20 protein-coding genes are annotated in these 15,756 nt (G+C 48.8%); 10 read left to right on the top strand and 10 right to left on the bottom strand.

Annotated features, from left to right (window positions below; translation table 11 throughout):
• The first annotated feature begins 22 nt into the window (after positions 1-22).
• Genes QUE61_RS04985 through mnmH form a run of 5 tightly spaced genes read left to right on the top strand, consistent with a single transcriptional unit; the run spans position 23 to position 2,642 of the window.
• Positions 23-367 (top strand): protein tyrosine phosphatase family protein, encoded by a 345-nt coding sequence (locus QUE61_RS04985; protein WP_286308192.1) that lies wholly within the window; start codon positions 23-25, stop codon positions 365-367.
• A gap of 8 nt (positions 368-375) precedes the next feature.
• Positions 376-681, top strand: coding sequence for a 4a-hydroxytetrahydrobiopterin dehydratase (locus QUE61_RS04980; RefSeq protein ID WP_286308190.1), 306 nt, complete (start codon positions 376-378; stop codon positions 679-681).
• 5 nt (positions 682-686) lie between these two features.
• On the top strand, positions 687-1,124 hold the full coding sequence (locus QUE61_RS04975) for a DUF2244 domain-containing protein (protein WP_286308188.1): 438 nt from the start codon (positions 687-689) through the stop codon (positions 1,122-1,124).
• 49 nt (positions 1,125-1,173) lie between these two features.
• A complete protein-coding gene (locus tag QUE61_RS04970) occupies positions 1,174-1,599 on the top strand; it encodes an acyl-CoA thioesterase (RefSeq protein WP_286308186.1) in 426 nt (141 codons plus the stop codon).
• On the top strand, positions 1,596-2,642 hold the full coding sequence (gene mnmH / locus QUE61_RS04965) for a tRNA 2-selenouridine(34) synthase MnmH (RefSeq protein WP_286308185.1): 1,047 nt from the start codon (positions 1,596-1,598) through the stop codon (positions 2,640-2,642). Before QUE61_RS04970 ends, mnmH begins: the two co-directional genes overlap by 4 nt.
• A 1-nt stretch (position 2,643) precedes the next feature.
• On the opposite strand, the gene QUE61_RS04960 is transcribed toward mnmH, so the two are convergent.
• Positions 2,644-3,822 carry an acyl-CoA dehydrogenase gene (locus QUE61_RS04960; protein ID WP_286308183.1) on the bottom strand — a complete coding sequence of 393 codons (1,179 nt, stop codon included), beginning with the start codon at positions 3,820-3,822 and terminating at the stop codon, positions 2,644-2,646.
• A gap of 96 nt (positions 3,823-3,918) precedes the next feature.
• On the opposite strand from QUE61_RS04960, the gene QUE61_RS04955 reads away from it, so the two are divergent.
• The 5 genes from QUE61_RS04955 (at position 3,919) to QUE61_RS04935 (ending at position 9,519) form a co-directional block, all read left to right on the top strand.
• Positions 3,919-4,626 carry a queuosine precursor transporter gene (locus QUE61_RS04955; RefSeq protein ID WP_286308182.1) on the top strand — a complete coding sequence of 236 codons (708 nt, stop codon included), beginning with the start codon at positions 3,919-3,921 and terminating at the stop codon, positions 4,624-4,626.
• Positions 4,623-5,591 (top strand): protein-methionine-sulfoxide reductase catalytic subunit MsrP, encoded by a 969-nt coding sequence (gene msrP / locus QUE61_RS04950; RefSeq protein WP_286308180.1) that lies wholly within the window; start codon positions 4,623-4,625, stop codon positions 5,589-5,591. The genes QUE61_RS04955 and msrP overlap by 4 nt, the downstream gene beginning before the upstream one ends.
• A 3-nt stretch (positions 5,592-5,594) precedes the next feature.
• Positions 5,595-6,203, top strand: coding sequence for a protein-methionine-sulfoxide reductase heme-binding subunit MsrQ (locus tag QUE61_RS04945; RefSeq protein WP_286308178.1), 609 nt, complete (start codon positions 5,595-5,597; stop codon positions 6,201-6,203).
• Positions 6,200-7,840, top strand: a complete 1,641-nt coding sequence (locus tag QUE61_RS04940; RefSeq protein WP_286308176.1) for a gamma-glutamyltransferase family protein — start codon at positions 6,200-6,202, stop codon at positions 7,838-7,840. Before QUE61_RS04945 ends, QUE61_RS04940 begins: the two co-directional genes overlap by 4 nt.
• Before the next feature lie 71 nt (positions 7,841-7,911).
• On the top strand, positions 7,912-9,519 hold the full coding sequence (locus QUE61_RS04935) for an ABC-F family ATPase (protein ID WP_286308174.1): 1,608 nt from the start codon (positions 7,912-7,914) through the stop codon (positions 9,517-9,519).
• On the opposite strand, the gene QUE61_RS04930 is transcribed toward QUE61_RS04935, so the two are convergent.
• The 9 genes from QUE61_RS04930 to QUE61_RS04890 all read right to left on the bottom strand — a co-directional run bounded on the left by QUE61_RS04930 (position 9,516) and on the right by QUE61_RS04890 (position 15,756).
• Positions 9,516-9,749 carry a DUF1289 domain-containing protein gene (locus QUE61_RS04930; protein WP_286308172.1) on the bottom strand — a complete coding sequence of 78 codons (234 nt, stop codon included), beginning with the start codon at positions 9,747-9,749 and terminating at the stop codon, positions 9,516-9,518. The genes QUE61_RS04935 and QUE61_RS04930 overlap by 4 nt on opposite strands.
• A 3-nt stretch (positions 9,750-9,752) precedes the next feature.
• Positions 9,753-10,946, bottom strand: a complete 1,194-nt coding sequence (locus tag QUE61_RS04925; protein ID WP_286308170.1) for a GNAT family N-acetyltransferase — start codon at positions 10,944-10,946, stop codon at positions 9,753-9,755.
• Between the two features lie 23 nt (positions 10,947-10,969).
• Positions 10,970-11,353 (bottom strand): lactoylglutathione lyase, encoded by a 384-nt coding sequence (gene gloA / locus QUE61_RS04920; protein ID WP_286308284.1) that lies wholly within the window; start codon positions 11,351-11,353, stop codon positions 10,970-10,972.
• 1 nt (position 11,354) lies between these two features.
• Entirely contained in the window at positions 11,355-12,101 is a 747-nt protein-coding gene (locus tag QUE61_RS04915) for a peptidylprolyl isomerase (RefSeq protein ID WP_353506505.1), read from the bottom strand.
• 73 nt (positions 12,102-12,174) lie between these two features.
• Positions 12,175-12,453 carry a BolA family protein gene (locus QUE61_RS04910; protein WP_286308169.1) on the bottom strand — a complete coding sequence of 93 codons (279 nt, stop codon included), beginning with the start codon at positions 12,451-12,453 and terminating at the stop codon, positions 12,175-12,177.
• A complete protein-coding gene (locus QUE61_RS04905) occupies positions 12,450-13,001 on the bottom strand; it encodes a septation protein A (protein WP_286308167.1) in 552 nt (183 codons plus the stop codon). The genes QUE61_RS04910 and QUE61_RS04905 overlap by 4 nt, the downstream gene beginning before the upstream one ends.
• Positions 12,998-13,408: a peptide-methionine (R)-S-oxide reductase MsrB gene (gene msrB / locus QUE61_RS04900; protein WP_286308165.1), complete on the bottom strand. Its 411-nt coding sequence runs from the start codon at positions 13,406-13,408 to the stop codon at positions 12,998-13,000. The genes QUE61_RS04905 and msrB overlap by 4 nt, the downstream gene beginning before the upstream one ends.
• A 21-nt stretch (positions 13,409-13,429) precedes the next feature.
• Positions 13,430-14,896 (bottom strand): protein adenylyltransferase SelO, encoded by a 1,467-nt coding sequence (locus QUE61_RS04895; protein WP_286308164.1) that lies wholly within the window; start codon positions 14,894-14,896, stop codon positions 13,430-13,432.
• Between the two features lie 2 nt (positions 14,897-14,898).
• On the bottom strand, positions 14,899-15,756 hold the full coding sequence (locus QUE61_RS04890; RefSeq protein WP_286308162.1) for an NRDE family protein: 858 nt from the start codon (positions 15,754-15,756) through the stop codon (positions 14,899-14,901).

Raw genomic sequence — 15,756 nt, 5'->3', positions numbered from 1 at the left:
ATGAGATATTTGTAAGGATCATATGAGCGTTCATATTTCATGCCATAACTCTAATTTTGGAACCGCTGGTCAAATTGAACCTAGCGATGTTGCTCAAATTGCAAAGCAGGGCTATAAGAGCATTATTAATAATCGTCCTGATGGCGAGGAGGGCCCAGAGCAACCGAGTAATGCCTCCATCGCTGCGATGGCTAAAGAGCACGGTCTGGAATATGCTTACTTACCGGTTGTGAGTGGCGCAATTACTCCTGAGCAAGTGGTGGAGATGGCTATGCTCCTCAAAGCAATGCCGCAACCGATCTTAGCCTTTTGCCGCTCGGGAGCTCGCTCAACCTTTTTGTATCAACTGGCCTTACAAAACTCCTAAGTATTACGATGGCAAGCCTTCTCAGTTCAGACGAGCGCTTGGCCATAGCCACTGATCTCTCGCAATGGTCAATGGTTACCAATCGAGATGCCATCACCCGTTCATATCAGTTTAAGGATTTCAAAGAAGCCTTTGCATTCATGACCCAATGCGCACTGATGGCAGAGCAAATGAATCATCATCCCGAGTGGTTTAATGTTTGGAATCGGGTAGAGGTCACGCTCTCGACTCATGTCGCAGGCGGTCTCACAAAACGCGATCTGGATTTGGCGCGATCCATGGATCGATACGCCAATACTCTCTTAGCGAAATAATCTCCATGCGTACGTGGCATACGAAACGAAATTGTTCGTTCACGCCACGCCAGGTTGGTTATTTCTATTTATCGATGTTTCTGTTTTCATCGTTTATCGCCACCTACTTCTTGCTTCATGGGGTTTGGATGATTTTGATCTTCACCGTGATTGAATTAACCGTACTAGGAATTGCGCTTCTCGTCTACGCACGTCATGCACTCGATTATGAATCGATCGCCATCGATGGCACGGCCTTGAAGATTGAGAAGAATATTGGTGGCAAGATCGAGCATCATGTATTTAATACCCGTTGGCTAACGCTCACGCAAGAGGAGAGCGGTAAGCGCTTAATTCGGGTGGAGGAGAGTGATCGGGAGATGCCAATCGGTATCTTCGTGCCCCTTGATGCAAGGCCTCAGTTCTATCGGGATCTGCGCGCCCAAATACGGATGGAAGCATAAGCCTGGGGGTAAACTAGCACTTTGCTTTGTTATTAAGACCTTCTCAATCATGCGCATTGACATTCCTGCTGATAAGACATTTGTTCATGAAACGATCATCCCATTGCGTTGGGGTGATATGGATGCATTTGGTCATGTCAACAACACGCTTTACTTCCGCTACATGGAACAAGGCCGTATTCATTGGATCGAGTCCTTTGGATTCGGTGCGCATCATGATGAAGGTGGCGCCTTAATTGCGAACGCATTTTGTAACTTCTATGCCCAAGTGAGCTACCCAGCCGATATCGTGGTACGAACCTATATTGGTAAGGTAGGGCGCACCAGTGTGGATACCTATAACCTCATGTCGCTTGCTAGCAATCCAGAAGAGCTATGTGCAGCTGGTGGAGCAACCTTGGTGTGGGTCAATCTCAAGACCAATCGTCCTGCACCGTGGCCAGAACCCATTAAGCAAAATTTAGGACTACGTTGAGTTCAGCATTACTCTCGCCCGAGGTATTGGGTCAGGATTTAGATCAATTTGATTGCATCATCGATGCGCGCTCTCCTGCTGAGTACGCACTTGATCATATTCCAGGTGCGATCAATTGCCCGGTATTAAATAATGAGGAACGTGCTACTGTTGGCACCCTCTACAAGCAAGAATCTCCTTTTGCAGCGAAGAAATTAGGTGCGGCTCTAGTTGCTAAAAATATCGCCAGTCATTTGCAAGAACATTTTATTCATCAGCCGCGGGAATGGCGACCCTTGGTTTATTGCTGGCGAGGCGGTGAGCGCAGCGGTGCCTTTGCCCATATTTTGCAACGCATCGGCTGGAAGGCCCAGCAGTTGCAAGGTGGCTATCAAGGGTATCGGCGCCAAGTGATTGCTGATCTGGAGCGATGGGCACCGCTCGCAAAGTTCACTGTCATTTGTGGCATGACGGGTAGCGGTAAGACTCGCTTGTTGCAAGCCTTAAGTGGTCATGCTCAAGTTCTGGATCTCGAGGGCCTCGCAGCCCATCGCGGTTCAGTACTTGGAGGCTTGCCCAATCAGGCACAACCCAGTCAAAAAATGTTTGAGAGTCGTTTGTGGAATGCGCTGCGGCAATTCAAGTTTAATCAAACGATTTATGTGGAGTCAGAGAGTAAGAAGGTAGGTTGCCTACATATTCCAGATGCTATGATGGATCAAATTCGGCAGGGGGATTGCCTTGAAATAAAGGCCGATCGCTTGGTACGGGTCGATGTTCTGATGGAAGAATACGCCCATCTCTTAACGGATCATGATGGACTGCGGCATTTGCTCGGCCTCTTGACGCAACGCTATGGTAAGGAACAAATTACCAAATGGCAGCAACTGGCCGCTGAGGGGCTCCACCCAGTTTTGGTTGAGGAGTTACTGATCAAGCACTACGACCCAGCGTATCAGGACTCGATTGCTCGCAACTTCAGCCAATATCAAAAGGCCCGTACTTTAACGGTCAAAAGTGCGCAGCAGACGAGCTATCTCGAATTAGCGCAGCAACTTCTGTAATCTAGCTAAACGCCTGGATACCGGTTTGGGCTCGACCCAAAATGAGGGCGTGAATATCGTGGGTGCCTTCGTAGGTATTAACGACCTCCAGATTAAGCATATGACGGATTACGCCATACTCGTCCGAGATGCCATTGCCCCCCAACATATCGCGCGCCATGCGTGCAATATCAAGTGATTTGCCACAGGAGTTGCGCTTCATGATGGAGGTAATCTCAGGGGCGGCGGTTCCTTCATCCTTCATGCGACCCAATCGGAGAACGCCTTGCAGTGCTAAGGTAATCTCGGTTTGCATATCAGCTAATTTCTTCTGGACGAGCTGATTGGCTGCTAATGGTCTGCCAAACTGTTTACGATCCAAGGTGTATTGGCGTGCTGCGTGCCAACAAAATTCCGCAGCACCGAGTACGCCCCACGAGATCCCATAACGTGCTGAGTTCAGGCAAGTGAAGGGGCCCTTCAGACCCGTAATTTCTGGGAACTCATTTTCGGCTGGTACGAACACTTCATCCATCACGATCTCTCCCGTGATTGAGGCACGCAAACCCTGCTTGCCTGTAATCTTCGGAGCACTCAAGCCCTTCATCCCTTTTTCAAGGATAAAGCCCCGAATCTGATCCTCATCGTTCTTGGCCCAGACTACAAACACATCGGCGATGGGGGAGTTGGAGATCCACATCTTCGAGCCTGTGAGCGAGAATCCACCAGGAACTTTCTTGGCACGCGTGATCATGCCGCCGGCATCGGAACCGTAATTGGGTTCTGTGAGACCAAAACATCCGATCCATTCACCAGTGGCTAATTTGGGGAGATACTTTTGCTTTTGAGCCTCGCTACCGAATTCATAAATGGGGACCATGACTAGTGAGGACTGCACACTCATCATGGAGCGGTAGCCAGAGTCAACCCGTTCAATTTCACGAGCAATGAGGCCATAGGATACGTAATTGAGGTTGGCGCCGCCGTATTCTTCTGGGATGGTAATTCCAAGAAGGCCCAATTCGCCCATTTCCCGAAAGATGGCGGGATCGGTTGTTTCGGAACGAAAGGCCTCATGTACTCGTGGGGCCAGCTTTCCCTGGGCATACTCACGGGCCGCATCAGCAATCATGCGCTCCTCGGTGGTCAATTGGTCTTGCAAGAGGAGGGGGTCTTCCCAATGAAACTGCGGCTTACTCATTTTCTACCTATTCTGTGAATTCATGCCAATACCGCTATTCTATGAAATATTTACTTTTTTAACCGCCGCACTGTCCCTATAAGGCCCTCATACCCCATGCGTCGCCAGTATCGCTATTACGACCTTATTCTGGGGGCATTTGTCGCCGTACTACTTTGCTCAAATTTCATTGGGGCTGGTAAGGCCGCCACAGTTGAGCTGCCTTATTTTGGTTATGTCATCTTTGGCGCCGGGATCCTATTTTTCCCCATCTCCTACTTCTTTAGCGACATTCTGACTGAGGTCTACGGCTATGCCTATGATCGCCGTGCAGTATGGGCTGGATTTACTGCCCTCGGTTTTGCTGCCATCATGGCCTTGATCGTGATTGCGCTACCGGTGGCGCCAGGATCGTATATGGCGAATTATCAACACGGTCTAGAGACTGTCTTTGGTAATTCTTGGCGGATTGCATTAGCCTCCATGCTGGCATTTTGGTGCGGCAGCTTTACCAATAGTTATGTACTCGCCAAGATGAAGATCTGGACCCAAGGGAAGTATTTATGGACCCGCACGATTGGCTCAACCGCAGTCGGTGAGTTAGTGGATTCTTCATTATTCTATTTCTTGGCCTTTTATGCCATTTGGCCTACGCATGAGATTATTCAGATAGCGATTGCTCAATACATTCTCAAAACCTCGTGGGAGATTTTGGCAACCCCATTAACCTATGCGGTGGTGGGATACTTAAAGCGCAAAGAGAATGAAGATTATTACGACATCAATACGAATTTCACACCATTTCAGTTAAAGGTAGATCGATGATATTTAAGGACCCAAGAATTCATCCCAGTCAAATCACTCCACGCGCGATTGTTGAGAACCGTCGTCAATGGCTAAAAACCATTGCCCTGGGAAGCGCAGCAATGGGCATGGGATCCTGGCTTGAGCGCGATGCCTTTGCTAAAACGACAGCACCGCGCGAGAAGCTTCCAGCAAAGCTTAATGAACAGTACTCCACCCGCGAGACCCAAACCTCGTATGAGGATGCAACTACCTACAATAATTTCTATGAGTTTGGAATGGATAAGGATGATCCTGCTAAGTTTGCCGATCGTCTGCAAACCAGACCCTGGACCGTATCAATCGAGGGGATGGTAAAAAAACCGGTCACACTCGATATTGATGCACTACTGAAGTTGGCACCCATGGAAGAGCGCGTTTATCGACTGCGCTGCGTGGAAGGTTGGTCGATGGTGATTCCATGGAATGGCTATGCCTTATCGCATCTTCTCAATCGAGTAGAGCCTCTAGGATCAGCGAAGTATGTCGAGTTCATTAGCCTGGCTGACCCAAAACAAATGCCTGGATTAAAGCGACCCGTACTCGATTGGCCCTATCGTGAGGGTCTACGAATGGATGAGGCCATGAACCCATTAACTCTTCTTACATTTGGGATGTATGGCGAGTTATTGCCCAAACAAAATGGTGCGCCCATTCGTCTGATTGTGCCCTGGAAGTATGGCTTTAAGAGTTCCAAATCATTGGTCACCATTCGCTTGACCGAGAAACAACCGCTCACCAGTTGGAGTGCATCAGCCCCAAGAGAGTATGGTTTTTATTCGAACGTTAATCCAGCTGTGAGTCATCCACGTTGGAGCCAAGCCACCGAGCGTCGCATTGATGGTCGGGGGATCTTTGCGCCTAAGATTAAAACCGAGCCCTTTAATGGCTATGGCGATTATGTTGCCAAGCTTTATGCAGGGATGGATTTGCGTAAGTTTTACTAAACCATGGTTGCAATCGCGCAGATTAAGCGCTGGGTCTTTGTTGTAGCGCTGATTCCGCTTGCCCGTTTATTTGTGCTTGCCTATGCTGGACAGCTGGGTGCTAATCCTGTCGAGTTCATTACTCGTTCAACTGGTACCTGGACCATTACCTTTTTGTGCATCACCTTGGCCATGAGTCCAATGCATTGGTTAACCGCGTGGTCGGGGTGGATCCAAATGCGACGGATGCTCGGGCTATTTACATTCTTCTATGCATTCTTACACTTCACGATTTGGTATTGGCTGGATCACAATCTTGATTTCCAAGAGATGTTTGCAGACGTGATTGAACGCCCATTCATTACAGTAGGGTTTGTTGCCTTTGTTTGTATGAGTCTATTAGCAATCACTTCGAACCGAGCGTCGATGCACTGGCTGGGGCGCCGCTGGAGCAGCCTGCATCGCCTTATTTATTTGATTGCCATCCTTGGAGTGCTGCATTACTTTTGGCATAAGGCAGGTAAAAATGATTTTCAGACCGTTTACATCTATGCTGGGATAATCTTGGTATTGTTAGTGGTGCGGATTCCCGTTATCCGCGAACAACTTCGAAGAATAAAGACACGATCATGAGCTCACCGTTTAATTGGCACAACCCATATCCCACTGTACGGATGCCCGTTTTTGGCCGCAATATTTGCTCAACCTCCCATCCCTATGCCGCTCAAGCAGGATTGAAGATGATGCAGCAGGGGGGTAACGCAATTGACGCTGCTATTGCTGCCGCAGCGGCCTTAATGATCGTTGAGCCAGTTTCGAATGGTTTAGGTAGTGATTGTTTTGCCATCGTTTGGGATGGGCATGAACTACATGGTTTAAATGCCTCAGGGGTCTCACCAGCCGACTGGAGTATTGACTACTTTGCCAAGAAGTATGGTCGTGATACACACGGCATGACCAATCGCCCCATGCGAGGGTGGGATAGTGTGACCGTGCCGGGCGCCATTGCTGGCTGGGAGGCGCTTCATCAGCGCTTTGGAGCCTTGCCTTTGGCTGATATCCTGCAGCCCGCCATTGAGATTGCAGAGCGCGGGCATGCGGTCGCACCAATCGTGGCGCATAAGTGGGCTGCCGCTGTGAAGGAGCTTAGCCCCCAGCCAGGTTTTGCGAAGGCATTCATGCCAAATGGTCGAGCACCACACACGGGTGAGATCTTTCATTTTCATGCAGCCGCCCGAGCATTGAAGCAAATTGCCCAAAAGGGCATCCGCGATTTTTATGAAGGTGAGATTGCCAAATCAATCATTGAATTTGCTCAGGAGCACCAAGCGGCATTGAAGGCCAGTGATTTAGCCAACTATCAGCCAGACTGGGTTGGCACCATCTCAACACGGGTGCAGGGCTATGACGTGCATGAGATACCCCCAAATGGCCAGGGGATTGGCGCCCTAATGGCGATGGGGATCTTAGAGAACCATGATCTATCAAAGTATCCAGTAGACGGTATCGATAGTCAGCATTTGCAAATCGAGGCCATGAAATTAGCCTTCGCAGATATTTATCGCTATGTAGCGGATCCACGCTCGATGGAGGTCAGCTCCGAACAAATGCTCAATCCCAAGTACCTTGCCAAGCGAGCAGGAGAAATTGATTTGCAACGCGCTACCCAATTTACCTTTGGCATGCCCAATACGGGAGGCACTATTTATTTAAGTGCCGCCGATGAAGAGGGGCGCATGATCTCGTTTATTCAAAGTAATTACATGGGTTTTGGTTCAGGAGTGGTGGAACCGAATTGGGGAATTAGTTTTCAGAATCGGGGATATGGATTTTCATCCGACCCTCAATCACCCAATGTGGTGGCAGGCAATAAGCGACCATTTCATACGATCATTCCGGCATTCTTAACTAAAGAAGTGAATGGTAAAACCGTTCCCCAAATGAGTTTTGGGGTGATGGGTGGCGATATGCAGCCGCAAGGGCATTTACAAACACTTTTGCGCATGTTGGTCTATCAACAGCAGCCTCAAGCTGCGTGTGATGCACCACGCTGGAAGGTGAATCGAGATTTCAGTCTGGATGTGGAAGCCAATATGGACCCCCAAACAGTTAAGGGCCTCATCGAACGGGGGCATATTCTGAAAAAGGTCGATGATCCGTATATGGATTTTGGTTCTGGCCAATTTATCTGGCGCCTATCCGATCAAATTGGCGATGGCTATGTCGCAGCGAGCGATAGCCGTCGGGATGGGCTTGCAGCCGCATTTTAAGCATCTTGAGCATGGAAGACCGTTAAAATAGTGAGCTTTGCCAGCACGGCATCATTATTGAGAAAGTTCTTGTGTTAAACGCGTCTAATATCACCATGCAGTTTGGGGCAAAACCCCTGTTTGAAAACATCTCCGTCAAGTTTGGTGGCGGTAATCGCTACGGCTTAATTGGCGCCAATGGTTGTGGCAAATCAACCTTTATGAAAATCCTTGGCGGAGAGTTGGAGCCATCGGCTGGCAATGTCAGTCTTGAACCCAATATTCGTCTTGGTAAGTTACGCCAAGATCAATTTGCCTATGAAGATATTCGTGTGCTCGATGTGGTGATGATGGGTCATGCTGAAATGTGGCAGGCCGCGGCAGAGCGCGATGCCATTTATGCCAATCCCGATGCGACCGATGAAGACTATATGCGCGCAGCCGAGCTCGAAGCCAAGTATGCCGAGTTTGGTGGCTACACCGCTGAAGCACGCGCTGGCGAGTTGCTACTTGGCATTGGTATTCCACTCGAACAACACAATGGCCCCATGAGTAATATTGCGCCGGGCTGGAAATTGCGCGTCTTGCTTGCTCAGGCTTTATTCTCAGACCCAGATGTCTTACTGCTTGATGAGCCAACCAATAACTTGGATATTCATTCGATTCATTGGCTCGAAGAAATCCTGAATCAACGCAATAGCACCATGATTATCATTTCGCATGATCGTCATTTCTTAAATGAAGTGTGCACGCATATGGCCGATATGGACTACGGTACGCTGAAGGTCTATCCCGGGAACTACGATTCCTATATGTTGGCATCCACCCAGGCACGGGCTCAGCAAATGGCGGCTAATGCCAAGGCCAAAGAGAAGATGGCTGAACTTCAGGCATTCGTGAGTCGCTTCTCGGCCAATGCCTCAAAGGCTAGACAGGCGACCTCACGCCAGCGCCAACTCGAGAAGATTGAGCTGATTGATATTAAGCCGTCATCGCGCCAAAACCCGTTTATTCGGTTTGAGACCGAGAAGAAGTTACACAATATGGCAGTAGAGTGCAATGCCCTCACTAAAAAATTTGATCGGGTAATTTTCAAGAATTTCAAGATTGCGATTCGTCCCGGCGAGAAGATTGCCATTATTGGTCAGAATGGAGCCGGCAAGACCACCTTACTCAAAACCATGTTGAGTAAACGCTTCGATGGCATTGCTGCAGATACTGGGGATGTGAAGTGGGCTGAGAATGCCAATGTAGGTGTGATGCCGCAAGATACCAGTGAATACTTTCCTAAGGATGAGAACCTGATTGAGTGGATGACTCAATGGCGCAAACCAGGCGATGACGATCAGGTTGTACGTGGCATTCTAGGGCGTCTCTTGTTCTCAGGGGATGAGATTGGTAAATCGGTGAAGGTGGTTTCGGGTGGCGAGAAGGGACGCATGATTTGGGGTAAGTTGATGCTTCAAAAGCATAACGTGCTTGCAATGGATGAGCCGACCAATCATATGGATATGGAATCGATTGAGAGTTTACAAATCGCTCTCGAGAAATTTGATGGCACTCTGATTTTTGTCTCCCATGACCGCGAGTTTGTCTCGGCGCTAGCGAACCGAATTCTGGAGATCAAGCCGGACGGCACGATCAATGATTATTCAGGAACGTATGAGGAGTATTTGCGCAGCCAGGAGTTGGCGGGTTAAGATTTTTGCTCGCGGGTAAAGCGCATGGCAGTACCTTCTGCCTGAATGCGAGTCCAGACAGATTGTTTCTCCTCCGGGCTCATAAAGACCCAGTTACTGACTTCTAAGGCGGTGCGGCCACAGCCTTTGCAGATTTCATCAAAGAGGGTTGAGCAGATCCCAATGCACGGGGAGTCAGAATCGCTATCTCCGATTCCTAAAGAATTAGCACCACTATTGATTGAGCTCATGCCTTACTTTAATGCATCAAGTTCAATTCTGCCGAGGCTGCTTGAATTAGGGTCATGGCGCAAGGGGCTATGTTCAGCCAGCTCATCCAGGTATTGACCAATCCCTTGACACTCACGTTCCAGAAATCGTGCCACTGCAGCAGCAAATCGTGGATCACCCAGATGGTGGTATGACGAGACGGTTGTTGGCATAAACCCCCGTGCCATCTTATGTTCACCTTGTGCACCCCCTTCCAGAGTTTGGATTCCTTCGCGGATGCAATAGTCAATTGCTTGATAGAAGGCGGTCTCAAAATGAAGACAGGGATGTTGCTCCACGCACCCCCAATACCGGCCATAGGCTTTACTTTGTTCACGATCAACGACCAATAGAGCGCTGGCAATTGCACGGCCTTCATGCTTGGCCACAATCAGATGAAGATTGCGGGGCATCTGCTGGACCCACTCCTGAAAAAAGAGTTGATTCAGGTAAGGAGTAGAGTAGTGGTTCTGATAGGTATTGCGATAGCACCGGTAGAAGAACAGAACATCTTCCTCGGTCATCGATTCTCCAGGAAGGTGTTCAAAGGTAATGCCCGCACTTTGAACCTGCTTGCGTTCACGCTTAATGTTCTTGCGGCGTTTCATGGTGAGGGTGGATAAAAAGCCCTCGAAATCACGATAGCCCTGGTTATGCCAATGAAACTGAACCGACTCGCGCTTTAAGAATCCCGCTTCCCGAAGAAGCTTTGCCTCCTCCTCAACGGGAAAAAGAATATGAGCGGACGATAAGCTTAGCTCGCCAACCAATTGTTTTAAACCAGTGATTAGGGCTTCTTGATGCTCGGGTGATCTGGCCAACAAGCGCGAAGAGGTAACCGGAGTAAAGGGGATGGCGCTCAGTGCTTTGGGAAAGTAGGGCAGCCCTGCTTGGGTATAGGCCTCGGCCCAGGACCAATCAAAGACATATTCTCCATAGGAGTGGGTTTTAAGGTAAAGAGGTAATGCGCCAAGAAGCGATTCTCCACCAGCTTCATAAAGCGCCAGATGCGATGGCTTCCATCCCGTTTCTGCACTCACGCAGCTGGATTTCTCTAAAAGACTCAGAAATGAGTGCCGCATGAAGGGGCCGGCCGAGGGCGGCAGGATTGAGTCCCATGCCTGCCGAGGGACATCCAAAGTTTGATTTAGAACCCGAACCTCATACTTAGCTTGCATATAAATCAGCCAAGTCTTTCAAATCAACGCTGAATCAGCTCGATCTTGTATCCATCGGGGTCGGTGATGAAGGCAATTAATGTTTTGCCACCCTGAACTGGGCCAGCAGGACGAGTAATCGTTCCTCCAGCAGCAGCAATGTCCTCGCATGCCTTGTAAACATCGGGGACCGCAATGGCGATATGACCATAGGCAGTGCCATGGTCATAGGTCGCTACCCCATAGTTGTAGGTGAGCTCAATTTCTGCCTGCCCATCCTCATTGCCGCGTCCAAAACCCACAAAGGCGAGGGAGTACTTTTGCTCCTCGCGATTGGTTGTGCGCAATAGGTTCATGCCCAATACGTGGGTATAGAAATCAACCGAGCGGGCAATGTCGCCCACTCGCAGCATGGTGTGTAAGATCATCTTACTCAATCCGAGCTTTTTCGCGAATCTTTTTCATCATTTCAGAGAACTTAGCCTTTTGCCAAGCCTGATCTTGCATCAACATGGATTTCAATTGTTCTTTGATTTCAGCCATCGGAGGTATCTTCACATCGCGCACATCTTCGAGCTGAATAATATGCCAGCCAAATTGAGTCTTCACTGGCTTATCGGTCATCTGACCTTTTTGCAAAGAGGTCATTACCTTAGAAAACTCAGGAACTAAGGCCTTATCACTCACCCAACCAAGCTCTCCACCTTCAGGAGCAGAGCCCGGATCTTTAGAGTTGGCCTTCGCCAGATCCCCAAACTTTGCACCGGCTTTAATCTTGGCAATGAGAGCTTTGGCATCCGCTTCTTTTTCTACCAAGATGTGACGCACTTTATATTCTTTACCACCAAATTGACCCTTAATCGAGTCGTATGCCGTTTTGTAATCTTCTTCGGTAATGCCACCTTTATCAATGTAATCATCAAATAGGGCTGCCACCAATACACCCAAGCGTGCTTGCTCGATTTGATCCTTCACATCATCTTTTTGACTAACACCACGCTTATCCGATTCCTGAATAATCAGTTCACGGGTAATGAGGAGTTCACGGCCTTGCTCACGAATCTTTGGATCGGTTGCGGACTGGCCGGAATTTTTAATGAGGCGATCAAGCTGTGCTTTGGGGATGGGCTTGCCGTTCACAATTGCTGCATTTTGAGCCATTACAGAGGTGCTCATGAAGCCAATGGAGCAGGCGAGGATTATTTTTTTGGTCAGGTGCATATAGAGGATTAAGAGGCTAAAAAAAGAATTATGACTCATTTGGTGCATGTGCATGGATGGCAAGAGCGTGAATCTCGTGTGGCATGAACTCTTTCAATGCGCCATATACTAAGCGGTGACGTGCCACGCTATTAAGACCCGTAAATGCCTGCGCTGTAATTTTGATCCGAAAGTGACCTGCACCCCCGGCGGCACCCGCATGACCAGCATGCAAGTGACTCTCATCGTCGATGGCGAGCTGAGTTGGTTGTAGTTGCCTTTGCAAGCTAGCCTGAAATGCAGCAATGCGTTCTTGATTGGTCATCATGCTTCATCCGTCTCCATATGACGACTTAACCATAGGCCTTGGGCAATGATGAAGAGAATTAGCAAACCAACACCGCCAAAGAGTTTGAAGTTCACCCACACATCCTCAGAGAAGGTATAGGCAACATAAAGATTCAGAACACCCATGAAGAAGAAAAATGCCGCCCAGGCATGATTGAGCTTAATCCAAATTGAACGCGGACTGCCGGGTTTCAAGGTTACTTGCTTTCCCATCAGACTCTCAATCCAATTTTTCTTAAAGAACTGGGCGCTAAAGAAGAGCACTGCTGCAAATAACCAATATAAGACGGTGGGCTTCCACTGGATAAAGGTTTTATCTTTTAAGAGTATGGTGAGACCACCAAAGACAACAATGAGCACTAAGCTCGCCCACTGCATGCCCTCAATTTTTTGCCGACGCAGATAAAGCCACACGATTTGGGCAATAGTTGCAATGATCGCCACGATGGTTGCTACATAGATATCGGCAAGCTTGAATGCAGCAAAAAAGAGAATGACCGGGAATAGGTCAAAGAGAAATTTTTTCATGAGGATTGCTTGAGGGTGGCGTTTTGACTTGGCTCAAAGCGCAATGACGCAGAATTAATGCAATAGCGCAGTCCAGTAGGCTCTGGACCGTCTTCAAAGACGTGTCCAAGATGGGCATCGCAGTTTGAGCAACGGACCTCGGTTCGGATCATGCCGTGGGTCAAATCCCGATGCTCGCTGATGACTTGAAGATTGGCGGGACTGTGATAACTTGGCCAACCACAACCCGCATCAAATTTGGAGTTTGATACAAATAATGGGGTGCCACAGCAGACACAACGGTAGAGGCCATTTTCCCAATGATCCCAGTAGCGACCCGAGAAGGGTGGTTCGGTTGCCGCCTGGCGCGTCACCCGATACTCAATTTCCGATAATTCTTGACGGTATTGCTCATCACTTTTGGTCATAGATTAGATTGTAAAGAAGGATTAAGAGGAACAGCTAAGGATGATATCCTCAAGTTCTTTCGGGGGAGGGGCTGAGTAAGCCTCATGTTCAGGCTGTTCTGCAAACGGATTTTCAAGGATCTGGAGGAGTTTTTGAACTTCTGAAAAATCATCCTGCTGGGCGAGTTCAATGGCGCGCTGTGCCAAGTAAGTACGCAAAACAAATTTCGGATTAGTATTGAGAATCATATTCTGGCGAATGAGATCAGACTGCTGTTCAATTTTCAATCGATCCAAATAGGATTGCATCCAAGCATCAAAGGCTTGTCGGTCAATGAAGTGATCTCGCAATGGATTAGATTGATCATCGGCTTGCGATTGGACCTGAGCAAAAAGACGGAACGTTGTTGTGAAATCCACTCGATTCTGATGCATCAGTTGTAATAAGTTCTCAATCAATACGAAATCATTGGCATGCTCATCCATTAAACCCAGCTTTGCTCGAAAGCGCCGTAACCAAGCCTCACGGTATTGAGTCGGAAATTGCTCGAGGGCGGTTTGTAATTTCTGCTGAGCCTCTTGGGTTGAATACCTCTTCTCCAATAAAGGCAACATGCCGCCTGCCAAACATGCCATATTCCAATGCATAATTTGTGGTTGGCGATGATAGGCATACCTTCCTTGCGAATCACTGTGGTTGCAGATGTGATCCATTTGAAAGCGATCCATCATTCCAAAGGGGCCGTAATCGATGGTAAGACCTAAAACACTAATGTTGTCACTATTGAGAACCCCATGGCAAAAGCCCAAGGATTGCCAATGTGCCACCAGCTCAGCAGTGCGACGACTAATCGCTGAGAATAATGAAAGATAAGGATCATCACCATCTCTGCACTCTTGGTAATGGCTATCGAGAAGATATTCGGCCAATTGCTGGAGATGCTTGGTTTGGCGCGCAGCCGCATAGTGCTCAAAATGACCTACGCGCAGAAAGCTGGGGGCTAAGCGCGTACAGACCGCTGCAGTTTCCAGGATCTCACGAACCACTGGCTTTTTGGATCCTGTCACGGCCAGCGCTCGACTAGTTGGTACGCCAAGAGCATGCATGGCCTCACTAGCCAAAAACTCACGGATGGATGAACGCAATACAGCTCGTCCATCCCCCATGCGCGAATAGCGGGTGATCCCCGAACCTTTTAATTGAATCTCATAAGGCCCAATGTCGCCCAAAAGAATGGCGCGACCATCGCCCAGTTGCCCAGCCCAGACACCAAATTGGTGACCGCTGTACGCTGTGGCGATTGGGTTAGAAAAAGCATGTTCTTTGGTAGCTAATGTATTACCACTTAAGACATCCAACCAAAGTGGGTCGGCAGGAAGACCAGACTCATTAAGGGCAATACCGAGCTCTTGTCCGAGCAAAGATGAGAATCCGACCCAATAGGGCTCTGGTAGGGGTGTTGGTGTAATCGATTGGCAGGTATCGTCACCCTGAAGGGGAAAAGCCATTGCTACACCGAGTAATTGGCCCAAGCGGAGCCAATTAAATTTCCGGTAATTACATCGTGCGCAATCACGCCCTTGGCATCAAAGCGCCGCTCCACCATCTCATAGTTACCGTCGTTACGAACTCGCAATACTGTGCTTGAACGCGTACCGTAATGTTCGGTCCGAATAAAAGCCGAGGAAAGCGCTTTCTCCCATTCCAAACTAACACCGGTGCTTGGAAGTTCACGTTCTGGGGCCTGATGGTCATCGGCTAATACATGGAGATAGGCATCGGCATTTTTTAAGCCGCCAGCATCCATGGCTAGAGTTTGAGCAAACGCAGCAATCCGGTGATTCACTTTGGGCCATGGAGTATCGAGCATGGCATTCGATAGCCCATAGACGCCTGGAGTTAGTGGCTGACTTGGAAATGTTTTGCGCGGGCGCACGGATTTGCCCATCAACACGCGATTACTCACCCAGTGCATTTGAGCGTCACTTGGATCGCTCAGATCGGCCATCAGTAGATTAAAACCGTTGTACTGATCAAAGCGCTTGCTATGCTTTTCAATGAAGTGCTCCGGTTTATCTGGGTTCGTAAGATATAAAAAGGGTAGCTCACCTCGGGTTCTCGCATCGGGTTTTTTCTCACTGGGTGAGCGCACGTTCGTAAGTGCAGAAAAACGCCCCTGCCGATTGAGCCCTAACCAGGTGCCTGGACTACCAATCACATCAGCATGATCTCGACCGGCCAATACATCTGGATGCTCAGGCCACCAAGCAATGCCAGTGGTATTGCGCTCGTAGAACTCATCCCGATTGGCAGCTACCACCAATGGGTATTTTGGGTGCGATTTCCAGGCAAATAAAATGAGGCACAT

Origin of the sequence: Polynucleobacter sp. HIN5 (assembly GCF_030297555.1) — a bacterium.
GTDB lineage: Bacteria > Pseudomonadota > Gammaproteobacteria > Burkholderiales > Burkholderiaceae > Polynucleobacter.
This window is presented reverse-complemented; position numbering and strand designations above follow the sequence as displayed.